The sequence below is a fragment of the Synechococcus sp. UW69 genome (genome assembly GCF_900474185.1).
In the GTDB taxonomy this organism is placed as follows: domain Bacteria; phylum Cyanobacteriota; class Cyanobacteriia; order PCC-6307; family Cyanobiaceae; genus Parasynechococcus.
In genome coordinates this window covers 133,327-153,316 of record NZ_UCNW01000006.1, presented here as the reverse complement: position 1 = coordinate 153,316, position 19,990 = coordinate 133,327, and the positions used below count along the sequence as shown (strand labels likewise).

The 19,990-nt window shown below is 59.3% G+C and carries 26 protein-coding genes and 1 tRNA gene; 19 read left to right on the top strand and 8 right to left on the bottom strand.

Annotated features, from left to right (window positions below):
- Position 1: 1 nt before the first annotated feature.
- The 5 genes from DXY29_RS13315 to DXY29_RS03545 all read right to left on the bottom strand — a co-directional run bounded on the left by DXY29_RS13315 (position 2) and on the right by DXY29_RS03545 (position 3,201).
- Positions 2–175 (bottom strand): hypothetical protein, encoded by a 174-nt coding sequence (locus DXY29_RS13315; RefSeq protein WP_170951120.1) that lies wholly within the window; start codon positions 173–175, stop codon positions 2–4.
- Complete coding sequence (locus DXY29_RS03560) at positions 172–786, bottom strand: L-threonylcarbamoyladenylate synthase (protein ID WP_115022988.1); 615 nt, start codon at positions 784–786, stop codon at positions 172–174. The genes DXY29_RS13315 and DXY29_RS03560 overlap by 4 nt, the downstream gene beginning before the upstream one ends.
- Positions 786–1,691 (bottom strand): peptide chain release factor N(5)-glutamine methyltransferase, encoded by a 906-nt coding sequence (gene prmC / locus DXY29_RS03555; RefSeq protein ID WP_115022986.1) that lies wholly within the window; start codon positions 1,689–1,691, stop codon positions 786–788. The genes DXY29_RS03560 and prmC overlap by 1 nt, the downstream gene beginning before the upstream one ends.
- Positions 1,670–2,686, bottom strand: a complete 1,017-nt coding sequence (locus tag DXY29_RS03550; RefSeq protein ID WP_115022984.1) for a DNA-processing protein DprA — start codon at positions 2,684–2,686, stop codon at positions 1,670–1,672. Before DXY29_RS03550 ends, prmC begins: the two co-directional genes overlap by 22 nt.
- Before the next feature lie 110 nt (positions 2,687–2,796).
- Complete coding sequence (locus tag DXY29_RS03545; protein ID WP_115022981.1) at positions 2,797–3,201, bottom strand: acyl-CoA thioesterase; 405 nt, start codon at positions 3,199–3,201, stop codon at positions 2,797–2,799.
- Between the two features lie 83 nt (positions 3,202–3,284).
- Here DXY29_RS03545 and DXY29_RS03540 point away from each other — a divergent pair, with 83 nt between their 5' ends.
- Positions 3,285–4,133 (top strand): universal stress protein, encoded by an 849-nt coding sequence (locus DXY29_RS03540; RefSeq protein ID WP_115022978.1) that lies wholly within the window; start codon positions 3,285–3,287, stop codon positions 4,131–4,133.
- A gap of 2 nt (positions 4,134–4,135) precedes the next feature.
- On the opposite strand, the gene psbM is transcribed toward DXY29_RS03540, so the two are convergent.
- Positions 4,136–4,240: a photosystem II reaction center protein PsbM gene (gene psbM, locus DXY29_RS03535; RefSeq protein ID WP_115022976.1), complete on the bottom strand. Its 105-nt coding sequence runs from the start codon at positions 4,238–4,240 to the stop codon at positions 4,136–4,138.
- A gap of 59 nt (positions 4,241–4,299) precedes the next feature.
- On the bottom strand, positions 4,300–4,776 hold the full coding sequence (locus DXY29_RS03530; RefSeq protein ID WP_115022974.1) for a 2Fe-2S iron-sulfur cluster-binding protein: 477 nt from the start codon (positions 4,774–4,776) through the stop codon (positions 4,300–4,302).
- 182 nt (positions 4,777–4,958) lie between these two features.
- Between DXY29_RS03530 and psbB the strand changes: the two genes are divergently transcribed.
- The 11 genes from psbB (at position 4,959) to DXY29_RS03475 (ending at position 13,373) form a co-directional block, all read left to right on the top strand.
- Entirely contained in the window at positions 4,959–6,518 is a 1,560-nt protein-coding gene (gene psbB, locus DXY29_RS03525) for a photosystem II chlorophyll-binding protein CP47 (RefSeq protein WP_115022971.1), read from the top strand.
- A 21-nt stretch (positions 6,519–6,539) separates the two neighbouring features.
- Positions 6,540–6,635: a photosystem II reaction center protein T gene (locus DXY29_RS03520; protein ID WP_011128841.1), complete on the top strand. Its 96-nt coding sequence runs from the start codon at positions 6,540–6,542 to the stop codon at positions 6,633–6,635.
- Between the two features lie 213 nt (positions 6,636–6,848).
- A complete protein-coding gene (gene nrdR / locus DXY29_RS03515; protein WP_115022969.1) occupies positions 6,849–7,331 on the top strand; it encodes a transcriptional regulator NrdR in 483 nt (160 codons plus the stop codon).
- 118 nt (positions 7,332–7,449) lie between these two features.
- Positions 7,450–8,541 (top strand): 30S ribosomal protein S1, encoded by a 1,092-nt coding sequence (locus DXY29_RS03510; RefSeq protein ID WP_115022967.1) that lies wholly within the window; start codon positions 7,450–7,452, stop codon positions 8,539–8,541.
- 6 nt (positions 8,542–8,547) lie between these two features.
- Positions 8,548–9,321: an HAD family hydrolase gene (locus tag DXY29_RS03505; RefSeq protein ID WP_115022965.1), complete on the top strand. Its 774-nt coding sequence runs from the start codon at positions 8,548–8,550 to the stop codon at positions 9,319–9,321.
- A 23-nt stretch (positions 9,322–9,344) separates the two neighbouring features.
- Entirely contained in the window at positions 9,345–10,595 is a 1,251-nt protein-coding gene (gene metK, locus DXY29_RS03500) for a methionine adenosyltransferase (RefSeq protein WP_115022963.1), read from the top strand.
- 3 nt (positions 10,596–10,598) lie between these two features.
- Positions 10,599–11,837, top strand: a complete 1,239-nt coding sequence (locus tag DXY29_RS03495; RefSeq protein ID WP_115022960.1) for an FGGY-family carbohydrate kinase — start codon at positions 10,599–10,601, stop codon at positions 11,835–11,837.
- Between the two features lie 181 nt (positions 11,838–12,018).
- The gene (locus tag DXY29_RS03490; protein ID WP_115022958.1) at positions 12,019–12,294 is read left to right on the top strand and encodes a DUF2470 domain-containing protein; all 276 of its coding nucleotides are present in this window, start codon (positions 12,019–12,021) and stop codon (positions 12,292–12,294) included.
- Positions 12,295–12,348: 54 nt separating this feature from the next.
- The gene (locus DXY29_RS03485) at positions 12,349–13,008 is read left to right on the top strand and encodes a ComF family protein (protein WP_115022956.1); all 660 of its coding nucleotides are present in this window, start codon (positions 12,349–12,351) and stop codon (positions 13,006–13,008) included.
- Positions 13,009–13,038: 30 nt separating this feature from the next.
- Positions 13,039–13,111 (top strand) — tRNA-Phe (locus DXY29_RS03480).
- Between the two features lie 85 nt (positions 13,112–13,196).
- A complete protein-coding gene (locus DXY29_RS03475) occupies positions 13,197–13,373 on the top strand; it encodes a hypothetical protein (RefSeq protein WP_371411061.1) in 177 nt (58 codons plus the stop codon).
- Here the strand turns inward: DXY29_RS03475 and DXY29_RS03470 are convergent, their stop codons facing one another.
- Positions 13,374–13,838: a hypothetical protein gene (locus tag DXY29_RS03470; protein ID WP_115022952.1), complete on the bottom strand. Its 465-nt coding sequence runs from the start codon at positions 13,836–13,838 to the stop codon at positions 13,374–13,376. It abuts the gene before it with no gap.
- A gap of 64 nt (positions 13,839–13,902) precedes the next feature.
- Between DXY29_RS03470 and DXY29_RS03465 the strand changes: the two genes are divergently transcribed.
- From DXY29_RS03465 to DXY29_RS03435, 7 genes are all read left to right on the top strand, one after another.
- On the top strand, positions 13,903–14,559 hold the full coding sequence (locus tag DXY29_RS03465; RefSeq protein ID WP_115022950.1) for a TVP38/TMEM64 family protein: 657 nt from the start codon (positions 13,903–13,905) through the stop codon (positions 14,557–14,559).
- Positions 14,560–14,668: 109 nt separating this feature from the next.
- Positions 14,669–15,094 (top strand): hypothetical protein, encoded by a 426-nt coding sequence (locus DXY29_RS03460; RefSeq protein ID WP_115022949.1) that lies wholly within the window; start codon positions 14,669–14,671, stop codon positions 15,092–15,094.
- Positions 15,091–15,666 (top strand): phycobilisome polypeptide, encoded by a 576-nt coding sequence (locus DXY29_RS03455; protein WP_115022948.1) that lies wholly within the window; start codon positions 15,091–15,093, stop codon positions 15,664–15,666. The genes DXY29_RS03460 and DXY29_RS03455 overlap by 4 nt, the downstream gene beginning before the upstream one ends.
- Positions 15,667–15,738: 72 nt before the next feature.
- Entirely contained in the window at positions 15,739–16,497 is a 759-nt protein-coding gene (locus tag DXY29_RS03450; protein ID WP_115022947.1) for a phycobilisome rod-core linker polypeptide, read from the top strand.
- 1 nt (position 16,498) lies between these two features.
- Positions 16,499–17,212 carry a pentapeptide repeat-containing protein gene (locus DXY29_RS03445; RefSeq protein ID WP_115022946.1) on the top strand — a complete coding sequence of 238 codons (714 nt, stop codon included), beginning with the start codon at positions 16,499–16,501 and terminating at the stop codon, positions 17,210–17,212.
- A 171-nt stretch (positions 17,213–17,383) separates the two neighbouring features.
- Positions 17,384–18,268, top strand: coding sequence for a phycobilisome linker polypeptide (locus DXY29_RS03440; protein ID WP_115022945.1), 885 nt, complete (start codon positions 17,384–17,386; stop codon positions 18,266–18,268).
- A gap of 55 nt (positions 18,269–18,323) precedes the next feature.
- Positions 18,324–19,970, top strand: a complete 1,647-nt coding sequence (locus DXY29_RS03435; protein ID WP_115022944.1) for a phycobilisome rod-core linker polypeptide — start codon at positions 18,324–18,326, stop codon at positions 19,968–19,970.
- Positions 19,971–19,990: the final 20 nt, after the last annotated feature.

Sequence of the window (19,990 nt, the reverse complement as noted above, 5' to 3'; positions counted from 1 at the left end):
ATCAGGGAAATGGCCTGCGATCCGTTTCACCCGCAAAGATCCAGATGAGGATCAATCCCAGCAGCCAGGGAAGAAGATTCAGTTGAAGCGTCCAGGTGAAGAGAGCTTCAAGGGGCTCCAACACCCAATGAAGCAATGTCATCACCAGCAGGCAGAGCCCGACCAGTGGGATCACTCGAACACCTCAAGCCCTGCAGGAATCACAGCACCCCGTCGCGCCAAGCGCCAGCGTCCGACCTCAACCCAGACCAACACCGTGCTGGCCTGACCTGAGGGTTGGGACCACGGCTGAGGCCCCAGTTGAGCGACATCAGGGAAATACCGCGACGCATCTGCTGAAGTCATGCTCGCCGGTTCTCCAGAGCGGTTGGCACTGGTGGTGGCCAACGGCCCGCTGATCTGAAGCAACTCACGGGTCTGCTCGCAGGCAGGGATGCGGCAGCCGAGGGTTCTGCCCCCTGGGTTGAGATGACAAGCAGCACCACCATCACAGGCAGGTAGTACCAGCGTGAGTGCTCCAGGCCAATAGTGCTCAGCCAACGCTTCAACCTCCCGATGACACGAGACATCCACCTCCTGGAGCAAATCATCAACCGTTGCCCCCATGAGGATCAGGGGTTTATCAGCAGGTCGACGTTTCAAGTGCCAGAGGGTCTGCGCTTGATCGGGCATCACCGCGAGCCCGGGCAGGGTATCGGTGGGGATGATGGCGGCTTCACCAGCACGAAGACGCTGCACCAATGCGGTGGCTTCAAGGATCGGAGGGGGTATGAATCGTTCCTTCATCAGGACGCTGCAGCACGGTTTCGGGCAAGAGCGAAGCGACGCGTCCCCTCAAGATCAGCAGCCGCGCTGACCTCCACCAAACCCGCATCACGCATCAGCTGCATGACCAGAGCGCTCTGATCATGGTGGTGCTCGAGCAGAAGCCAACCCCCAGGCGCCAGACCCTTCGGCGCTCCGTCCACCACAGCGCGAATCGCGTCAAGCCCATCCTGTCCTCCACTCAGCGCCAAATGTGGTTCATGGTCTCGAACAACGGTCTCGAGACCATGAACCACTGAAATCGGGATATAGGGAGGGTTGCTGATCACCAGATCCAGGGTTCCCCACCAGTTCTTGAGTGGTATCCACCACGACCCGAGGTGAAGCGAGCAGTTGTGGTTCGGGGCACAACGCTTGAAATTGCGTGCCGCCAAACGCAGAGCATCGCAACTGAGATCGACTGCATGCCCCAATGCCGTCGGCCAGGCGAGGGCCAAACTCACAGCGATGGCCCCCGAGCCGGTGCCGAGGTCAGCCCAGCGGCCGGGAGGGGCCGCCTTCAAGTGGCTCAGGGCAAGATCCACCAGCAGTTCAGTTTCCTGACGGGGAATCAGCGCAGCGGGGGACGACTCGAGCAGAAGGTCCCGCCATGGACAAAGCCCAACCAAATGCTGCAGGGGAACGTTCTCCTGAAGATGGCGCTGCCAAAGTTGAGTGAGCACATCGAGGGACTGCACCATGGCAATGGTGCGTGATGGATCCAGGAGCAGCCTTTGCAAGCTTGCCCAGGGGATACCACCTGCCAGATCAATCAACCAATCGAGATCCGCCGCGGTCCCACCTAGGGCGAGTTGTCTGCGCCGCCACTGCAAAAGTTCAGTGCCAGTCAGCGTGCTGCAGTCTCTCAAGGCCGACGCTTGCGCCAGTGCAGTCCAGACTCACACAGCAATTCGCCCTGGCACTCGAGAGCCAGCAGCTGAGGGGCCAGCTCAGCAGGGGAACACTGCAAGCGATGCACCAGCTGATCCAAAGAAGCCCCGGTTCCGATAGCCCCCAACAGCTTGCGGCTCATGAGGCGCGAATCATCCGACTTCAACGGACCATCACCCAGACACCGCAGGAGATCCTCGGGATGAATCAGAGCTGTCGCTCGATCCCGAAGCAGTGCATTGCTGCCCCGACAGGACCAACGGCGGGCATCACCAGGGACGACCCATAGAGGGCAATCCATCTGACTCGCCCAGCCTGCCGAAATCAAGGCTCCGCTTCGTTGCGGACACTCCACCACCACAAGGGCTTTCGCAAAGGTCACCAGCCAACGATTCCGAGCCGCGAAGTGCCCTGGATGAACCCGACAGCCAGACCGGGTTGTGCTCAGCAGCAGCCCTTGCTCACCGACCTGCTGTTGCAGGGATCGATGGTGGGTCGGATAAACACGATCCAACGGCGTCCCTAAGACAGCGATGGGTGCTCCGTTCCTGGCCAGACAGCCGCGGTGCGCTGCAGCATCGATCCCTTCCGCAAGCCCACTAATCACAGGCCAGCCGGCTTCGGCGAGAGCGCGACCCAGCTCTTCCGCCATTGCAAGGCCATGCTCAGAGGCAGAACGCGTGCCAACCACCGCAATCGCTTCGCGGGCATTCAGATGCCGGAGCAGCGATCGAGCCCCCTGGACAAACAGTCCAGCCGGAGGGGGGTCCGCCTCGTCCAAACAGCTTGGCCAGGCAGGATCACCGGGCAGAAGAACACAGTTGGGGACCTCAAGATCGGGCGCAGCCCCCTGCTCACATCTGTATCGATGGACGGCGCACTGAAAGTGCGACGGCCAGCCCAGCGCTTGGCAAAGACGCTCTGTGGGCCAGCCCCAGAGCTGATCTGGCCCAATGGATCGGTCGCGGCAGAACGCGCGCAGATCCGCCATGCGTGAATTCCCCAGGCCCGGACAACAACTCCATCGCCACCACCAACCCCGCACCGGCTCGCCGCAAGTACTTTTGTACTAGCACAATTGCGCTTCGCCCTGGGCCCGGCTCACAAGCCGTGTCTCACAAGCTTTTGCATCACCAACTGCAACTCAGATGGCACGCGCCTCAGCACGCGACCCTGACGCAACATCACCAGCTGCACCTTCGCCTCGGCAACCACCGTGTCTCCACGGATAAAGCAAGAGGCCCATGGCCAACGCACACCCTTTTGTGCTGAACACCGACTTTCCACGCAGACCTCATCTCCGTGCCGGAGGGGATGGCGGTACTCCAGCTGTAGAGACACCACTGGCATGTCAACACCCATCGCGGTCATTGCGGCGTAACCCAGACCAGCAGCCTGCAAGGCCTCAACTCTGGCTTCCTCCAGCCACTGCACATAGGCTCCATGCCACATCACACCGGCGTAATCGGTGTGCTGCGGGAGCACACGCTTGGTCAAGGTCCACATGGTCTGCGTAACGCTGTGCCATCAGCTTGTCGCTACGTAGGAATCCTCCCCATAGGCTTCCGCAGAGACTGCTTCATACCCCTGTGTTCAGGAACCTTCTGATTGCCGACTCGGGCAAGGGTCACGTCGAGGAAATGATCCGCATGCTCCAGGACATTCCAAGCCTGAAGTCCGCGAAAATCAATCTCCTGCATGTGGTCTCTGAGCAGAGCAAATCGCAATCCGATGGCCATCGCGATGAAGCAGAAAACCTGTTGAGCAGTGCAGTGACACGCATGGGGCTCAACGCCTCGAGCGTGAGCACATTGATTCGGGAGGGCGACACCAAGCAGACCGTTCTCAAGGTTGCCGATGAAGTTCAGGCCGACCTGATCGTGATGGGGTCCCGAGGCCTCGGACGCCTTCAATCCATTCTGGCCAACAGCACCAGCCAGTACGTCTTCCAACTCTCAACGCGCCCAATGCTGCTGGTCCGTGACGACCTCTACGTGAAGCATGTCAATCGCGTGATGGTGACGGTCGACGGAACAGGGGTCGGGGACGACGCCCTGCGCACAGCCTGCGAACTGGTTCGAGAAATCCCCGGCGGAACCCTGACCGGCGTTCATGTCGTTCGCCAGGAGTCAGCACCGTCCAGGGGAGGCCGCACCAAAGCAGACGAAGTGCTCGACGCTGCTGTTCAGCGTGCGAGGGGATTCGGTGTTGACATGAAAGCCATTCACACCGAAGGGAAAGACATCGGTCGCAGCGTTTGCATGGCCGCATCTGAGTGCAACGCCGACCTTGTGGTCATCGCATCTCAAGACCGACGACCTCTTGTTGCCAGAGGGCTGGTGGACCTCGACAAGCTGCTGGGCGGATCGGTCAGCGATTACATCCGCGTTCACGCACCAGCGCCTGTGCTGCTGGTACGTGAACCGGAACAGGGCTGAGCTCAGGCCTCTTTGTTCTGCGTGCCGATGTAGAGCACGATCAGGAAGATCGCCGGAACCAGAATGAACAGGAGGCTGGCGACGAATCCGAGATCGTTGGTTTCCATGGCCGTTGGAGGGATCAAGGCGAAGGTATCACCGACAAGCGGCCTAGGGAGCGTCTCCCTTAGCCCTCGTCACCGGCGGTAGCAGCCTTGGCATCCGTGCCGTCGCCATCGATCGCATCCTGATCCTCGTCATCGAGCTCACTGACCGGTGGCGCAGGCCATGCGGTAGGCCCGGCGGGGAGTGGTGCCTGTCGAGCCGCGGCCAACCTCGAGTCCGCATTAGCGAGCCGCACCTGAGGACGGGTGAGCACCATGACGGATTTCTCCACAAGGGCCTGACAGGCCAAGCGCCACTCCTGGGGACGGCGACGCAGCTTGTTCTCTTCGACTGCAGTTCGAGCTGTCAACGCATCAACAGAGTTCTCGTCGACGACCGAAACAAAGCAAGTGATGCACTGGCCACAACCACCGCAGTTGCCCAACTGCCCCTTCAATCCGTAGAGCTCGATGCCCTCACGCCGGGCCACCTCCCTCAGGTTTTCACCTGGATAACACTCCACATCACGCCCTTCACGAACAAACCGGATAACGGGCATGAGTCCCCAAGCAACCAACCTCCATCATGGGCTCAAGCATTTCGATTTGTGAACAGCTTCTGCTCAACTTTCATGTCACTGACCGTTGCGAGGACATCCCTTTTCTCCCGCCCGTCGAGCAGAAGCCCTTACGATCGCCCATGTCTGACTGCACTAGCAGTCTTGTCCCCCGAACCTGACCCATGGGATTGCCCTGGTATCGGGTGCACACCGTCGTCATTAATGACCCGGGCCGCCTTCTGGCTGTGCACCTCATGCATACAGCCCTCGTAGCCGGCTGGGCCGGCTCCATGGCTCTCTATGAGCTGGCCATCTTTGACCCGTCCGATCCTGTCCTGAACCCAATGTGGCGTCAGGGCATGTTCGTCATGCCTTTCATGTCCCGCCTGGGAGTGACTGGTAGCTGGGGTGGATGGAGCATCACCGGCGAAACGGGTGTTGATCCCGGTTTCTGGAGTTTCGAGGGCGTCGCTGCCGCTCACATCATTTTTTCTGGCCTGCTGATGCTGGCTGCCATCTGGCATTGGACTTACTGGGATCTCGAGATCTGGCAAGACCCTCGTACAGGTGAACCTGCTCTTGACCTGCCGAAGATCTTCGGCATCCACCTGCTTCTGGCTGGTCTTGGTTGCTTCGGATTTGGCGCTTTCCACCTCACTGGTGTCTTTGGACCAGGCATGTGGGTCTCTGACCCGTATGCACTGACCGGTCATCTAGAAGCGGTGCAACCGTCGTGGGGTCCTGAAGGATTCAACCCCTTCAATCCCGGTGGAATCGTTGCCCACCACATTGCGGCTGGAATCGTTGGCATCATTGCTGGCATCTTCCACATCACCACACGTCCGCCAGAGCGTCTTTACAAGGCTCTGCGGATGGGCAACATCGAAACAGTCCTGGCGAGTGCCATTGCGGCAGTGTTCTTCGCCGCATTCATCGTTGCTGGAACGATGTGGTACGGAGCAGCAGCCACCCCTGTTGAGCTGTTTGGCCCTACTCGTTATCAGTGGGATCAGAACTACTTCAAGACAGAGATCAACCGTCGCGTCCAAACCGCCATGGACGATGGAGCGACTCGTGAAGAAGCTTTTGAGGCAGTCCCTGAAAAGCTTGCTTTCTACGATTACGTCGGCAACAGCCCTGCTAAGGGCGGCCTTTTCCGGGTTGGTCCGATGGTCAATGGCGATGGCTTAGCAACCTCCTGGATTGGTCACATCGTCTTTACCGACAAGACCGGCGAAGAGCTGGAAGTAAGGCGACTTCCGAACTTCTTCGAGAACTTCCCGGTTGTTCTCCAAGATGCCCAGGGCAATGTCCGTGCGGACATCCCCTACCGACGAGCCGAAGCCAAGTACTCCTTCGAACAGCAGGGCGTCACTGCCCAAGTCTTCGGTGGAGCACTTGATGGTCAGACCTTCACTGACCCTGCTGATGTGAAGCGTCTTGCACGCAAAGCACAACTGGGCGAAGCGTTCGACTTCGATCGCGAGACCTACAACTCCGACGGCACGTTCCGCAGTTCACCGCGAGGCTGGTTCACATTCGGCCACGCCACCTTCGCGCTGCTGTTCTTCTTCGGTCACATCTGGCACGGTGCTCGCACCCTCTACCGCGATGTGTTTGCAGGTATTGATCCCGACCTCGGTGATCAGGTTGAGTTTGGCCTCTTTGCCAAGCTGGGTGACAAAACCACCCGTCGCCTGCCCGAGGGCTACGTTCCCCCTGCTGGAACCCCCCTCAACTGATCGCCCTTCAGGAACAACACGATGGAAAGCTTCGCTTACGTCCTCATCCTTACCCTCGCGATTGCCACACTCTTTTTTGCAATCGCATTCCGCGATCCGCCGAAGATCGGTAAGTGATTTAAACCTTCAAAACCCCGCTCCGGCGGGGTTTTTTCATGCCTTGGCACGCCGGTCGTCGCAAGATGGTCTCGGCCACCAGAACAGATCAAAGCAGTCTCAAGTCACTGACAGCCGTCGACCGAATCCGCAAATGAGACTGATGTCCTACAGGCCCTTCTCAAGTCTCAAATCACTGTCTACAGTTGGTGCAACTTATTAACTCCTTCGGGGATGCAGTGCCCCTCCTGCCAAAACACAGATAGTCGCGTTCTTGAATCAAGGGCAGCCGATGGCGGACGCAGCGTGAGACGACGTCGCGAATGCCTGAACTGTGAATTTCGCTTCACCACCTACGAGCGGGTGGAAACCGTGCCGATCACGGTGATCAAACGCAACGGCAACAGGGAAATCTTCAGTCGCAGCAAGTTGCTGCATGGCTTGAATCGAGCTTGCGAGAAAACTGGCCTCGATACAACACGCCTGGAATCCCTGGTTGAAGAACTCGAATTAAAGCTTCAGCAGCGCTCCGGCAAGGAAGTCAGCAGCGTTGAGATCGGTGAGTTCGTGCTTCGAGATCTCAAGCAAATCAGCGAGGTGGCGTACATCCGATTCGCATCCGTCTACCGCCAGTTCCGTGGCATTGACGACTTCGTCTCGACGCTGGAGACGCTCAACGCCGATCAGGAACAGAACCATCTGGCCAGCGTGCGTTGAATCGGGAGGCAGATTCAGTCCCTCAGGTCTGTAAAGTCATTGATTCTCCGTGGAACGTCGGCGGGCGTTTTACGCGAATTTTTCGTACTACCCACCTGAGGTAGACCGCCAGCCCCCCATGTCTGCGACTCCGACAGAAGAACAGATCCAGGACCAAGTTCAAGAAGCGAACGCTACCGAAGCCTCACCAGAAGACTCCGCCGTTGAACAGGCGTTTGAGGGTGAGGACTTAAGCATTCCTGAGGACGTCCCCACAGCGGATGATCCCAGCAGCCGAGCCACCAGCCGCAACCTGGACGACGCCGGCTTCACCATTGATGAGTTCGCGGCTCTACTCAGCAAGTACGACTACAACTTCAAGCCAGGCGACATCGTCAATGGCACGGTCTTCGCCTTGGAATCGAAAGGCGCGATGATCGACATCGGCGCCAAGACGGCTGCCTTCATGCCTCTTCAAGAGGTGTCGATCAACCGGGTCGAGGGTCTAAGCGACGTGCTGCAGCCCGGCGAGATCCGTGAGTTCTTCATCATGAGTGAGGAGAACGAGGACGGTCAGCTGGCGCTGTCGATCCGTCGGATCGAATACCAGCGGGCATGGGAGCGGGTTCGCCAGCTCCAGAAGGAAGATGCCACCATCTATTCCGAGGTGTTTGCCACCAACCGTGGTGGTGCCCTGGTGCGCGTGGAAGGCCTGCGGGGATTCATCCCCGGCTCCCACATCAGCACCCGCAAGCCGAAGGAAGAACTGGTCGCCGACTTCCTGCCTCTGAAATTCCTCGAGGTGGACGAAGAGCGCAATCGTCTGGTGCTTAGCCACCGCCGCGCCCTGGTGGAGCGGAAGATGAACCGCCTGGAAGTGGGCGAAGTCGTGGTCGGCACCGTCCGCGGCATCAAGCCCTATGGCGCTTTTATCGACATCGGTGGTGTCAGCGGTCTGCTGCACATTTCCGAGATCAGCCACGAGCACATCGAGACCCCCCACTCGGTGCTGAACGTAAATGATCAGATGAAAGTGATGATCATTGATCTCGATGCCGAGCGCGGCCGGATCTCTCTCTCCACCAAGGCCCTGGAGCCGGAACCCGGTGACATGCTCACCGATCCTCAGAAAGTGTTTGAGAAGGCCGAAGAGATGGCCGCGCGCTACAAGCAAATGCTGCTCGAGCAGGCTGAGGAAGGCGAAGACCCGATCAACTCCATGATGATCTGAGCCTGAATGGCCACACTTCTGCTGAAGGGAACACCCATCAGCTCAATTGACGGGGTGCTGTTCGATAAGGACGGCACCCTTTCCCATAGTGAGCCTCATCTGCTGGCATTGGCAGAGGAACGCATCAACAGAGCTATTGAAATCGGGCAAGACCAGGCCCCACCACTCGAAGCCTTTGCGCTGAGAGACACCTTGCGCAGAGCGTTCGGTGTGAGCAACGGCATGCTCCATCCAGGCGGAACCCTTGCTGTTGCCTCCAGACAGGACAACATCGCCTCAACCGCAACGGTGTTTTGCCTCCTTGGCTGCTCATGGCCCCAGGCCCTGGCCATGGCCCACGCCTGCTTCGACGCGGTTGACCAGAGCGGCCTTATCAAGGCGACCCCCAGCCCCTTGCTCAACGGTGCAGAAGGACTCCTAAGGGCCCTGAATCAGCTGCATGTGACCACTGCTGTCATCAGCAATGACACCCGATCCGGCATTGATGACTTCCTGGATCACCATGAGCTCAGTGCATGCATTGATGGCATCTGGAGTGCTGACGACCATCCGCGAAAACCCGATCCGCAAGCCGTTCTGGAGCTGTGCGACGGCCTGGGCCTTCCACCCCAGCGTTGTGCATTGATCGGGGATGCTGAAACCGACCTTCAAATGGCTCTTCAGGCTGGAATTGGCTGCGTGATCGGATTCACCGGTGGTTGGAGTCGTTCCCCCGAACTGCACTCAGCCCAGCATCTGCTCCACAACTGGCACGATCTCGCCCTCAGCCCAGCCGCGTAAAGTCGCGCCATCTGGAGCTTCGAATGAGCCGTTACGTCTTTACGTCCGAGTCCGTTACGGAAGGGCATCCCGACAAAATCTGCGATCAGGTCAGCGACGCCGTTCTCGATGCTCTGCTGGCCCAGGATCCCTCCAGCCGCGTGGCCTGCGAGACCGTCGTGAACACCGGTCTCTGCATGATCACCGGTGAGGTGACATCCAAAGCACAAGTGGATTTCATCCACTTGGTTCGCAATGTGATCAAGGAGATCGGTTACAGCGGCGCCCGGGCCGGTGGATTCGATGCCAACAGCTGCGCGGTGCTGGTGGCTCTCGACCAGCAATCCCCCGACATCGCCCAGGGAGTCAACGAAGCCGACGACCACGCAGGCGATCCGCTTGATCTGGTGGGAGCAGGCGACCAGGGAATCATGTTCGGCTACGCCTGCAACGAGACACCTGAGCTGATGCCGTTGCCGATCAGCCTCGCCCACCGGCTGTCGCGCCGCCTTGCCGAAGTGCGCCACAACGGGACCCTGGATTACCTGCTACCAGATGGCAAGACACAGGTGAGCGTTGTCTACGAAAACGACAAGCCCGTTTCGATCGACACGATCCTGATCTCCACCCAGCACACGGCGGAAGTGGATGGGATCAGCGATGAACAGGGCATCCGGGAACGCATCACCAAAGACCTCTGGACCCATGTCGTGGAGCCGGCAACAGCCGACCTGGCGCTCAAGCCCTCCCGTGAAGCAACCAAATATCTGGTGAACCCAACCGGCAAGTTCGTGGTGGGCGGCCCTCAGGGAGATGCCGGCCTCACCGGCCGAAAGATCATCGTGGACACCTACGGCGGCTATGCCCGTCACGGCGGTGGCGCTTTCTCCGGCAAAGACCCCACCAAGGTGGACCGCTCGGCCGCCTATGCCGCGCGCTATGTGGCCAAGTGCCTTGTGGCCGCAGGGCTCGCCGAACGTGCCGAAGTGCAGCTGAGCTACGCCATCGGCGTCGCCAAGCCTGTGTCGATCCTCGTGGAATCCTTCGGCACCAGCCAACTGGACAACGACGCCCTCACCGCCCTCGTTCAGGAGCATTTCGATCTGCGCCCCGGCGCCATCATCGAGATATTCGGCCTACGCAACCTCCCCCAACAACGCGGCGGTCGCTTCTATCAGGACACAGCCGCCTACGGCCATTTCGGACGTAACGACTTGCAGGCGCCCTGGGAAGACGTCAGTGCAAAAAGCGAGGAACTTCGCCAAGCGAAGGTTGCACAGGGCGTCACTGCGTAGGTCATGACACAACCACCACTGGTGCTAGGCATCGACCTGGGCACCAGTGGTGTTCGCATAGCTGTGCTGGGCATGGATGGTGTGTTGCACCACACCCAGGCCAGCAACTACCACGGTTCGTTTTGCGACCCCGAGTCTTGGCGTGAGGCCTGTCGCGAGCTGCTTCAAGCCATCCCCAAGCGCCTTCAATCTCGGCTCAGGGCGCTTGCAGTTGATGGCACATCAGGCACCCTCCTGGCCTGCGACTCCCATGGTCTCCCCCTCGGGGAAGCCTTGCCTTACTCCCTGGCCTGTCCAGAGGTAGCTCCCCTTCTGCAAGAGCTGGTGGGCACAGGAAACCTTGCGCAAAGCAGCAGCAGCAGCCTGGCGAGGGCACTTCGGCTGCTAGCCATATACGGCAACGAGATCCTGTTGCGTCATCAAGCGGACTGGATCAGCGGATGGCTGCTGAACAACTGGAGCTGGGGGGAAGAAGGCAACAATCTCCGACTGGGCTGGGATCTCATCACCAACAGCTGGCCATCCAGCTTTGCCACACAACCCTGGAAGCAAACACTGCCCGACATCCGTCGCAGCGGCAGCATCCTGGGAACGATCGCCCCAAACCAGGCCAAAGCCTTGGGCTTGGCTGACGATCTGATCATCGTCGCCGGGACGACGGATTCCAATGCCGCTGTGTTGGCCGCCCATCCCCAACCGGGAGACGGGGTCACCGTGCTGGGCACCACGTTGGTGATGAAGTGCTTCACAGAAACGCCCTTGGAAGCCCCCGGCGTCACCAGTCATCGCGTTGGTGAGCGATGGCTCTGTGGAGGCGCCTCCAACGCAGGGGCAGGCGTGCTGCGGCGCTTCTACAGCGACGACCAGCTCGCGGAGCTCAGCCGCCAAATCGACCCTGATACCAATAGCGGCCTCTCACTGCGCCCCCTGCCAGGCCCGGGCGAACGCTTCCCTGTCGATGATCCTGAGCTGCTGCCGGTGCTGGAACCTCGCCCGGTGAGTGATGCCCTCTACCTGCATGGACTGCTCGAAGGCCTCGCCGAGATCGAAGCGCAGGGTTGGCAACGCCTCCAGGCTCTGGGTGCCGCCGCGCCCCAACGGATCATCAGCATCGGCGGAGGAGCGCGCAATCCCCAATGGAGACGGCTTCGGGAACGCCGTCTTGGCTGTCCTGTGACCAGTTGTCAAACACCCCCCGCTGCAGGTGTGGCGCGACTGGCCCAACAGGCCCTAGTCGGGTGAGAATTCCGGCAACAAGCCAGCCAGCCATGCCCTCCAATCTCCGCGAAATTCTGGCGATGGGGCTCTTCATCGTGTTGGCCTGTTATGTGGGATTCAGCGGCATCCGCCTCGGCCTTCTGCTGATCGAGCGCTTCGCCTGAACCAATCACTGCAAAGATTGCATTCCCCTCGTTTCATACCGATGCCTGCAGACGCCCTCACTGATGCCGTCAGCACACGGATCTGCAAACACATGAACGACGACCATGCGGAAGCGGTGCTCGCCTACGCCAAGCACTACGGCGGCGTGAGCAATCCCGCCGCCGCACGCATGGTGTCTGTGAAAGCAGAGACCATGGAACTAGAGGTGGATGGCGCGAGCATCAGCATCGCTTTCGATCACACCCTCACCGACAGCGAAGACGCCCATCGCACGTTGGTGGCCATGCTTCGGGCGATGCCCAAGGAGAACGGCTAAGCCAGGAACAATCTGATTCAGCAGTGGAACGCTCGATGCACCGAGCTTCCCGCTGTGCATCGAGCGTTCCTGACCTTCGCCCAGACCCTGCTGATCGAGCCCCGTTGCCCGATCTGTGATGGACCTTGGCAAGAGCCACAGGCACCGACATCTCCCTGCGGACAATGCCGAGACGCACTGCAGCTTCCTCCTGAGGGCATCAAGGGCCTGGAGCCCTTGCGATGGTGCGCTCTTGGGCCCTATGAGGGCGCCCTGCGCCAGCTGCTGCTGAAGGTGCGTCAGCCAACCAAACAGAACGCACTTTCACAGAACGCACTTGCGACGTTGGTTCAGATGCTGTCTGACAGCTTGAGCTTGCCTTCCGCAGCGGTGTTGGTGCCGATTCCAAGCTGGAAACGGCAGGGCATCAACCCCCTGCCTCAGCGCATTGCCATGGGCTTGGACCGACCAACAGCAGACCTGCTGCAACGAACCCGTGTCGGGCTGAGCCAACACCATCTGAACAGAAGCCAACGCCAGACGAACCTGATCGGCGCGTTCCGAGCCAGTCCCCACAACCCAGCAACGGCCCTCACCTCGGTCTGGCTCGTGGATGACATCCTCACGACAGGGGCAACCGCTTTGGCGGCTCGCCAGGCGCTGGAAGAGGCCGGCCATGGGGTGGCTGGATTGATCTGCCTGGGACGCACACCCGCAAGACAGCGCAGGCGGTGATTTAAGATTCCCAGGTCGCTTAGGCGACGCGCCGGGATAGCTCAGTTGGTAGAGCAGGCGACTGAAAATCGCCGTGTCCCCAGTTCAAATCTGGGTCCTGGCATCACATCGATGCCAAAACTGCCGTGTCATTCATCTCTCCAGATGCAGGCACAGACCGTGTTTTTGACAACGCGGACAGCTTCGCGATGGTGTTCGATCGCACCTGGAAACAACTGCGAGGCAGCAACAGCAGCGAGGTCAGCCAAGAGCAGCACCTGGAAGCCGTGTTTGAGGCGATGGCAGACCACCCCTTTCTGATCAGTTCCCCCGACATGGCACGCCAGGTGGCCGCCTTCCGGATTCGCCTGCTTGAGCTGACCTGATCAGGCAGACAGCAGATCAATCTGAGGATCATCCACGTATTCGGTGTCGTCACTGAGGGCCTCGTCCTCGACACGGTCGACGACCTCCATCTCAACCTCAGGGGTCTCTGAAACCTCTTGATCGTCAGCTGCTGAAGCATCCTCGGCATGAAGAGCCACGACCTCGCCTGGGGTCAGACGATCCCGAAGCATCCGCACTTTCTCTTCGCTGGCCAGGAGCAGTTCGCCGGCGTCATCGCTGACAGCGGCGATCTCCGCATCAACCACCTGCTGCCCCTCAACGTCGGCCAACCTCGTCTCCAGCTCCATCAGGCGATCAGCCAGTGTTTCCACCACCTCACTGAGACTGAACAGATGGGTGCACAGCTGTTGCTCGAACGCGGTGCGCGGAGAGGAGGTGGTCACCGGACAGGCCTCGGGTCGAGAGATTTCGCCGATGGTATCGATGCTGAGCTTCGTGTCCACGGCCCTGGGACAAGCCGCGACTGGCCTACATTCCCCAGGGCTTTCGAGCGATTGAGGAGAGGAGATGTCAAGGCTGAAGACAGGGCTGAAGGTCAGCGCCTGGGTCGCCGTCTTCATTGTTGCCGTCGTTTATCTGCAGCGTTACGGCATCGCACCGCTGCAGAGCGCTGTCAATGACATGGGCATCTGGGCCCCACTCGGTCTTTTTCTGCTGCGGGGGGTGAGCATCATCCTGCCGGCGCTGCCGAGTTCCGTTTATTCCTTACTGGCCGGCTCTCTGCTGGGGTTCAAGGTCGGCTACCTCACGATCATCCTCTCGGACCTGGTGTTCTGCAGCGCGGCGTTTTTCATCGCCCGCCGCTGGGGACGCGGCCCGGTCAGCCGTCTGGTGGGGGCCAGCGCGATGAAACGAATCGATGGCTTCAGCAAAAACCAACTGGAAGGCAACTTCTTTTTGATGACGGGTCTGCTGATGACCGGACTGTTTGATTTCCTTAGCTATGCCATCGGGATCAGCCGGACCCACTGGCGCATCTTTGCCCCTGCTCTGGTGATCAGCGTGCTGATCAGCGATTCGATCCTGGTGGCCGTCGGCGCAGGCGTGGCTCAGGGCGCAAGCCTCACCCTGGGCTTGGCTCTGCTAGCGATGTTTGCCCTGGCCACTGTCACGGGCCTGCTGAAAAAGAACTCCTCAGCGGTGCCCTCAGACGACACCCCCTGACGCGAAACCTCAGGGATCACTGCTGGTGCATGTCGATTCCCACGAACCGATCACCTGCACGGGGAAATTCCAGGACACTGGTTAAATTCATGTTGAGCGGCGTTTCTTGATGAGCGCACTGGCAGATCCGAGAATTGTTGTCCTTCAGGACCAGGCCGGCAGCAGCGGTGAGCTGGATCTACCAGTAGGAGATGGCTGTTTTCGGATCAATCTTCGCGATGAAAACATCGAGCTCTGGCAAGAGACGTTTGATCAACACACCTCGCCAGCCAATCTTCTGCTGGCTTGCGAAGAAAGCAGCGGCGATCTGAAAGACACGCGACTGACGTGGGTGGTCGGATCAGCCATCCGCACAGCGACGGCCTCGAATCCAGACGCCGTCGCTGTGCTGTTGTCGCAATTGGGCATACCGGCAGAACTCACCGAAGCTGCAATCACCCGTTGCCCTGGGCTTGGCCAAGACTTGGTGTGGGCCTTTTACTTGGAACGCCACGGCTGGCTCATCGCCACACCTGTGGCCACCGTCAACGCTTGAACCTCCAGAACATCGATTTCAAGACCCTGGTGCAGGGTGCGCAAGTTCAGGGCCTGAGCAAAAGCGAGGCACTGCCCCAGGCCACGCGCGCCATCCTCGAGCGTGCCGACCAGGGGCAAAGACTGCTCACACCCGGTGAACTGGCCAGCATCTGCCAGTCGTCAGGAGTGGATTGCACGCTCCCCGGCAACCTGACGAAAAGGACGAATGACTTGGTGAATCAGGCGAGGGGCCACCTGCTTGAAACCCAGCCAGAGCTCTTCGAGCCGGGCGGGGCTCTCCACCCGCAGGACAGAGCAGAGGCCTGCTGGCGCGACTGCTGGAACTTTCTGCGCGTCATCATCTATGCGGTGGCATGCAACCAAAGCCGCTTTACAAATTCCAACGGGATGGCGGCCCTGCGGGAGCTCTACAGGCGGATGAATGTGCCCATCGAGGGGATGAATATCGCCCTCGACCAGCTGAGACTGCAGGCCTTGAAAGAGATCTCGCGACCAAGCGACCGGCAGTTGATCAACGACTGCTTCCAGCACCTCAGTGCGGAGCTCAACAAATCTGCAGTTAAGAGCTGATAAGCGCAGCCACCTCACACCCAATTATCAAGGGAAGATCACACCCAAGTATTTCTACTCACGGGGCACGCCATGGCCATCCCGCTTCTTGGGTATCCGCTCAACACACAGAACGGTCGCGTCAGCAATCTTGCCGGTGACAGCAGCACCATCAAGCCTCAGATGTATGCCTCCTGTGCTGCAGGCGATGACACATCCAGAGTCGAGATCGACAGTTTGATTGAGCAGGCCTACCGGCAGGTGTTCTTCCATGCGATGCGCAGTGATCGCGAACCGTTCCTTGAATCACAGCTGCGCAGCGGAAACATCACGGTTCGGGATTTCATCCGTGGCCTGCTCCTGTCAGAACGCTTCCAGCAGGGTTACTACCAGTGCAGCTCGAACTACCGCATGGTGGACCAGGTCGTCGGCCGAGTACTCGGCCGCCCGACCCATGGCGACGCTGAACGCCGTGCCTGGTCCATCGTGATCGGCGAAAAGGGTTTCACATCCTTTGTCGACGCCCTGCTGGACAGCCCCGAATACATGAACTGCTTCGGGTATGACCTTGTTCCGCAGCAAAGGTCCCGCGTTTTGCCCGGACGGGGTCTCGGAGAAATCCCCATCTACCAACAATTCCCGCGCTACGGAACCGACTGGCGCGACGCGCTTCAAGATCGAGCGCCCAGCCAGCAAGGCGCCGAAGCACAACGACTGAACGTCGCCGCCACATGGGTGAACGACGAACCGCCTGCCTTCGCACTGAAGCTCTGGCTCGGCCTGTTTGCCGTCGGTGGATTCGAGATCGTGCGGGTGCTCCTTACGATCGTTGTTGCCATGCTCCGCAACTGAGATGTCGATGCCCAAATCTGGGGCTCTTAATCTGCGTGAATGGGCGGCACCGGAACAGTGCGGAGCAACCAGCTCCGCCAACACTCCAGTCGATGCTCGAGGAGCCGACTGGAGTGGTCAGGACTTAGGACAACTCGACCTGAGAGACGCCAAACTCTGTCGATGTGATCTACGCGGCACGAATCTCAGCAAGTGCCAACTCGAAGGAGCTGACTTACGCCTAGCCCGTTACGATCAGACAACTTTGGTACCGGAAGACTTCGCACTCAACACGAGCGGAGCCGTTGGCCCAGGGGCCAAGCTGAATGGGGCTTTTCTCAACAGCACAGATTTGCGGGGAATGGACCTCAGAGGCAGCGTGCTGATGGGTGCCTATTTGAGTGGCTCAGACTTGAGTGGAGCTCTGCTGGATGGAGTTTCCTTAGCTGGCGCGGACCTGCGATCAGCCACATTTCGCGGAGCCATGTGCCGGGGGACCCGATTCGGAACCTGCGAGATGGACATGGCCGATCTGCGCGGCGCCAACCTTGAGGGGGCGGCTCTCGACACGGTCACGTCGATTCGCGGAGCAGACTTTTCCCTGTGCACCGGGCTGGAGGATCAAATTGCCACGCTTTTGAGCCGATCAGTCGAAGAACTCGACTGCTGGAATCCGATCACCCGCTCCACGACAAGAGGAAGCCTTGAATCCCTGATCAATGGGAAAGACGCCTAAGGCGAACGTTCCGAATCAAAACTTTTCCTGCGAAACCCGCCGAGATCGCAGTCACGGGCCAGGAATCACTGCGTGACGCAACAGTTGGACACAATGGATTGAGGTTTATAAAGAATCCTCTTCACACGAAGGCTTCTGGACGACTATTAGTCGAAGCCATGCGAGTAATTCATGCCTTTCGGTCCAGCCTCGCTTCTCGGGGTCGAACGCTTCTCTGAGGAGAGCGAAGCCCCCCTCGAGCTGATCCCAGGCGATGAGGACGCCAAGAAAGAACAGATCATCCGAGCCGTTTACAAGCAAGTGCTTGGCAACGCTTACGTGATGGACAGCGAGCGGCAGATCGTCGAAGAATCCCAGTTCAAGCTTGGTGAAATCAGCGTCAGAGAGCTGGTGGGTCGCATTGCCAAAAGCGACCTGTATCGCAGCCGCTTCTTTGATAACTGCGCGCGTTACCGTTACATCGAGCTTGCGTTCCGCCACCTTCTAGGCCGCGCACCTGCTGACTACGCGGAAATGCGTGAGCACGCCGATCGCCTGGATAGCAAGGGATATGAAGCTGATATCGACAGCTTTCTGAATAGTGAGGACTATCAGAACGCCTTCGGCGAATGGACGGTCCCTTATCAGCGGGGCTGGAAGACCGAAAGCTGCGCCACCTTGCAGGAATTCACCTGGAGCTTCCAGTTGCTGCGCGGCAACAGCAGCAGCAGCCTTAAAGGTGATCTTGCAGGCAACAGCAGCAAGCTGGGAGGTTCGGCTTATCTGAACCGAGCCATCGCAGTGGTTCCCCCTTCCTCGAAAGACACCGCTGGCTGGAGTTTCCGTCCGTCCCCCAACCTTCAGGACGCACCAACGCGCCTCGGAGCTGGCGCAAGCGATCAAGGCCTCACGTATCGGGTCGAGGTCACGGCCTACAAAGCCAACAATGTCAGGCGGATTTCCCGCTACACCCGCGGCAACCGGGTCTTCTACGTGCCGTTTGACAAGCTCTCCGAGCAGTTCAAACGCATCCATAACGAAGGCGGCAAAATTGCCAGCATTACGCCGGTGACCTAAACGCTTCATCCGCACTCATCTCGACGCACACGACCCCATCTCCCCTCACAAAACAATGGCCAGCACACAATCTTCTCTTGGCTTCGGCACAACCACCAAGTGGAGTGATCCCGTTCGCTTCCAGCGCAAGGGAGTAGCCCAAACCGCTGCCCTCACCATTGGTGAGTTCCTGAAGCAGTCGTGTGATCAGATGGCGATTGGGGTTGGTCCACGCACTCACGAGGACTGCCCCCATCGCGTCACGAGCGAGTGCTACAGCCCAGAAGATGTGGCGTCACTGGCAACGGTGATCAGTGCTTCATATCGACAGGTTTTTGGCAACGCCCATGTGATGGATTTCGAGCGTTGCTCGGAATTGGAAGCTCAGCTTCGGGACGGTCGTTTGACCGTGCGTGAATTCGTTCGTGGTCTGGCCAAGTCCAGCTTCTACAAGGACCGTTTCTTCAGAAGCGTTGCCCCACAGCGGGGTGTCGAGCTGACGTTCAAGCACCTGTTGGGTCGCGCACCTGAAACACAGGCCGAGATCTCAGCGAAAATCGCCCTACAGGCAGAACACGGTCACGACGGCTTTGTCGACAGCATCGTTGACTCCGCGGAGTACCTCGAAGTCTTCGGTAGCGACGTTGTGCCCTATGCCCGCTCATGGAGTTCACCCGCTGACCTGTCAACAGCAGCCTTCCCACTGCTGGCTGCTCTTCAAAAGAGCTTTGCTGGAAGTGATAGTGCCCGCGGTGGAAGTCCTGCGCTGACCCGCAGCCTCGCCAACGGCGTTGCGCCACGGATCAGTCTCCCAAGTCAGCCTGTCGGCCTGCGTCCATCGTCCGGAAGCTACACCTCCACCCAATTCAGCAGCAAGTCACCTGGCATTACCTCAGGCAAAGACTCCGGACCAATGCGGGGCGATGCATACGTCACCTTCGGTCTTGGCCAGCGGGAGCAAGAAACCTATCAACGTTGCCCTGGTGACGGCCCGGATCAACTTGCTTCATTGATTCGCTCCACCTACAAGCAAGTGATGGGCAATCCCCATCTGATGGAGTTCGAACGCGTGATTTCCGCGGAGAGCAAATTCATCGAGGGCATCCTCAGTACGCGTGAATTCGTCCGCGCTGTTGGTCTTTCGGCCGAATACAAGCGTCGTTTTTTCGAAACCAGCGCCCCGTATCGGTTCATCGAACTGAACTTCAAACATTTCTTGGGAAGAGCTCCTCAATCCCAGGCTGAAATCAGCGAACACACCAAGATCCTTGCCGAAGGCGGCTACGAAGCTGAAATCGCTAGCTACGTCGACAGTGAGGAATACCAAAGCACCTTTGGTGAAGACACTGTTCCCTTCGCCCGGATCCTTACAGAAAGCGGCCGCTCTCAGGTTGCTTTCAACCGTCATCTGAGCCTTGCAGAAGGCTTCGCTGCAAGTGACACCGTTGTGAGCAGCTCTGCCTTGGTGGGTTCTGTCGCCACGGGGATGGTTCCCAGTGGATGGAGCAACACCACCAGCCGGGCGAACCGCACCGGTACACAGTCCGGTGCGCCCGATCCCACCAAGAAGCGTTTCCGGATTGTGGTTTCGGCTCAGACCGCGCGTTCTCGTCAACGCACGGCTGGCAACACCTACGTCGTGTCCGGCAAAGACATGAGCAGCCAGATGAAGTACATCCACGCCCGCGGAGGCAAGATCACGTCCATCACTGAGGTGATGTAAAGGCAAATCAATTGCCGCTA

Coding starts and splice junctions, on each gene's coding strand:
- DXY29_RS03460 (WP_115022949.1), top strand. CDS start 14,669: ATGAGCGCACTGGCAGATCCGAGAATTGTTGTCCTTCAGGACCAGGCC.
- DXY29_RS03560 (WP_115022988.1), bottom strand. CDS start 786: ATGAAGGAACGATTCATACCCCCTCCGATCCTTGAAGCCACCGCATTG.
- DXY29_RS03505 (WP_115022965.1), top strand. CDS start 8,548: ATGGCCACACTTCTGCTGAAGGGAACACCCATCAGCTCAATTGACGGG.
- psbM (WP_115022976.1), bottom strand. CDS start 4,240: ATGGAAACCAACGATCTCGGATTCGTCGCCAGCCTCCTGTTCATTCTG.
- DXY29_RS03435 (WP_115022944.1), top strand. CDS start 18,324: ATGGCCAGCACACAATCTTCTCTTGGCTTCGGCACAACCACCAAGTGG.
- DXY29_RS03530 (WP_115022974.1), bottom strand. CDS start 4,776: ATGCCCGTTATCCGGTTTGTTCGTGAAGGGCGTGATGTGGAGTGTTAT.
- metK (WP_115022963.1), top strand. CDS start 9,345: ATGAGCCGTTACGTCTTTACGTCCGAGTCCGTTACGGAAGGGCATCCC.
- DXY29_RS03445 (WP_115022946.1), top strand. CDS start 16,499: ATGTCGATGCCCAAATCTGGGGCTCTTAATCTGCGTGAATGGGCGGCA.
- psbB (WP_115022971.1), top strand. CDS start 4,959: ATGGGATTGCCCTGGTATCGGGTGCACACCGTCGTCATTAATGACCCG.
- DXY29_RS03510 (WP_115022967.1), top strand. CDS start 7,450: ATGTCTGCGACTCCGACAGAAGAACAGATCCAGGACCAAGTTCAAGAA.
- DXY29_RS03520 (WP_011128841.1), top strand. CDS start 6,540: ATGGAAAGCTTCGCTTACGTCCTCATCCTTACCCTCGCGATTGCCACA.
- DXY29_RS03550 (WP_115022984.1), bottom strand. CDS start 2,686: ATGGCGGATCTGCGCGCGTTCTGCCGCGACCGATCCATTGGGCCAGAT.
- DXY29_RS03440 (WP_115022945.1), top strand. CDS start 17,384: ATGCCTTTCGGTCCAGCCTCGCTTCTCGGGGTCGAACGCTTCTCTGAG.
- DXY29_RS03490 (WP_115022958.1), top strand. CDS start 12,019: ATGCCTGCAGACGCCCTCACTGATGCCGTCAGCACACGGATCTGCAAA.
- DXY29_RS03465 (WP_115022950.1), top strand. CDS start 13,903: ATGTCAAGGCTGAAGACAGGGCTGAAGGTCAGCGCCTGGGTCGCCGTC.
- DXY29_RS03450 (WP_115022947.1), top strand. CDS start 15,739: ATGGCCATCCCGCTTCTTGGGTATCCGCTCAACACACAGAACGGTCGC.
- DXY29_RS03475 (WP_371411061.1), top strand. CDS start 13,197: ATGGTGTTCGATCGCACCTGGAAACAACTGCGAGGCAGCAACAGCAGC.
- nrdR (WP_115022969.1), top strand. CDS start 6,849: ATGCAGTGCCCCTCCTGCCAAAACACAGATAGTCGCGTTCTTGAATCA.
- DXY29_RS03495 (WP_115022960.1), top strand. CDS start 10,599: ATGACACAACCACCACTGGTGCTAGGCATCGACCTGGGCACCAGTGGT.
- DXY29_RS03545 (WP_115022981.1), bottom strand. CDS start 3,201: ATGTGGACCTTGACCAAGCGTGTGCTCCCGCAGCACACCGATTACGCC.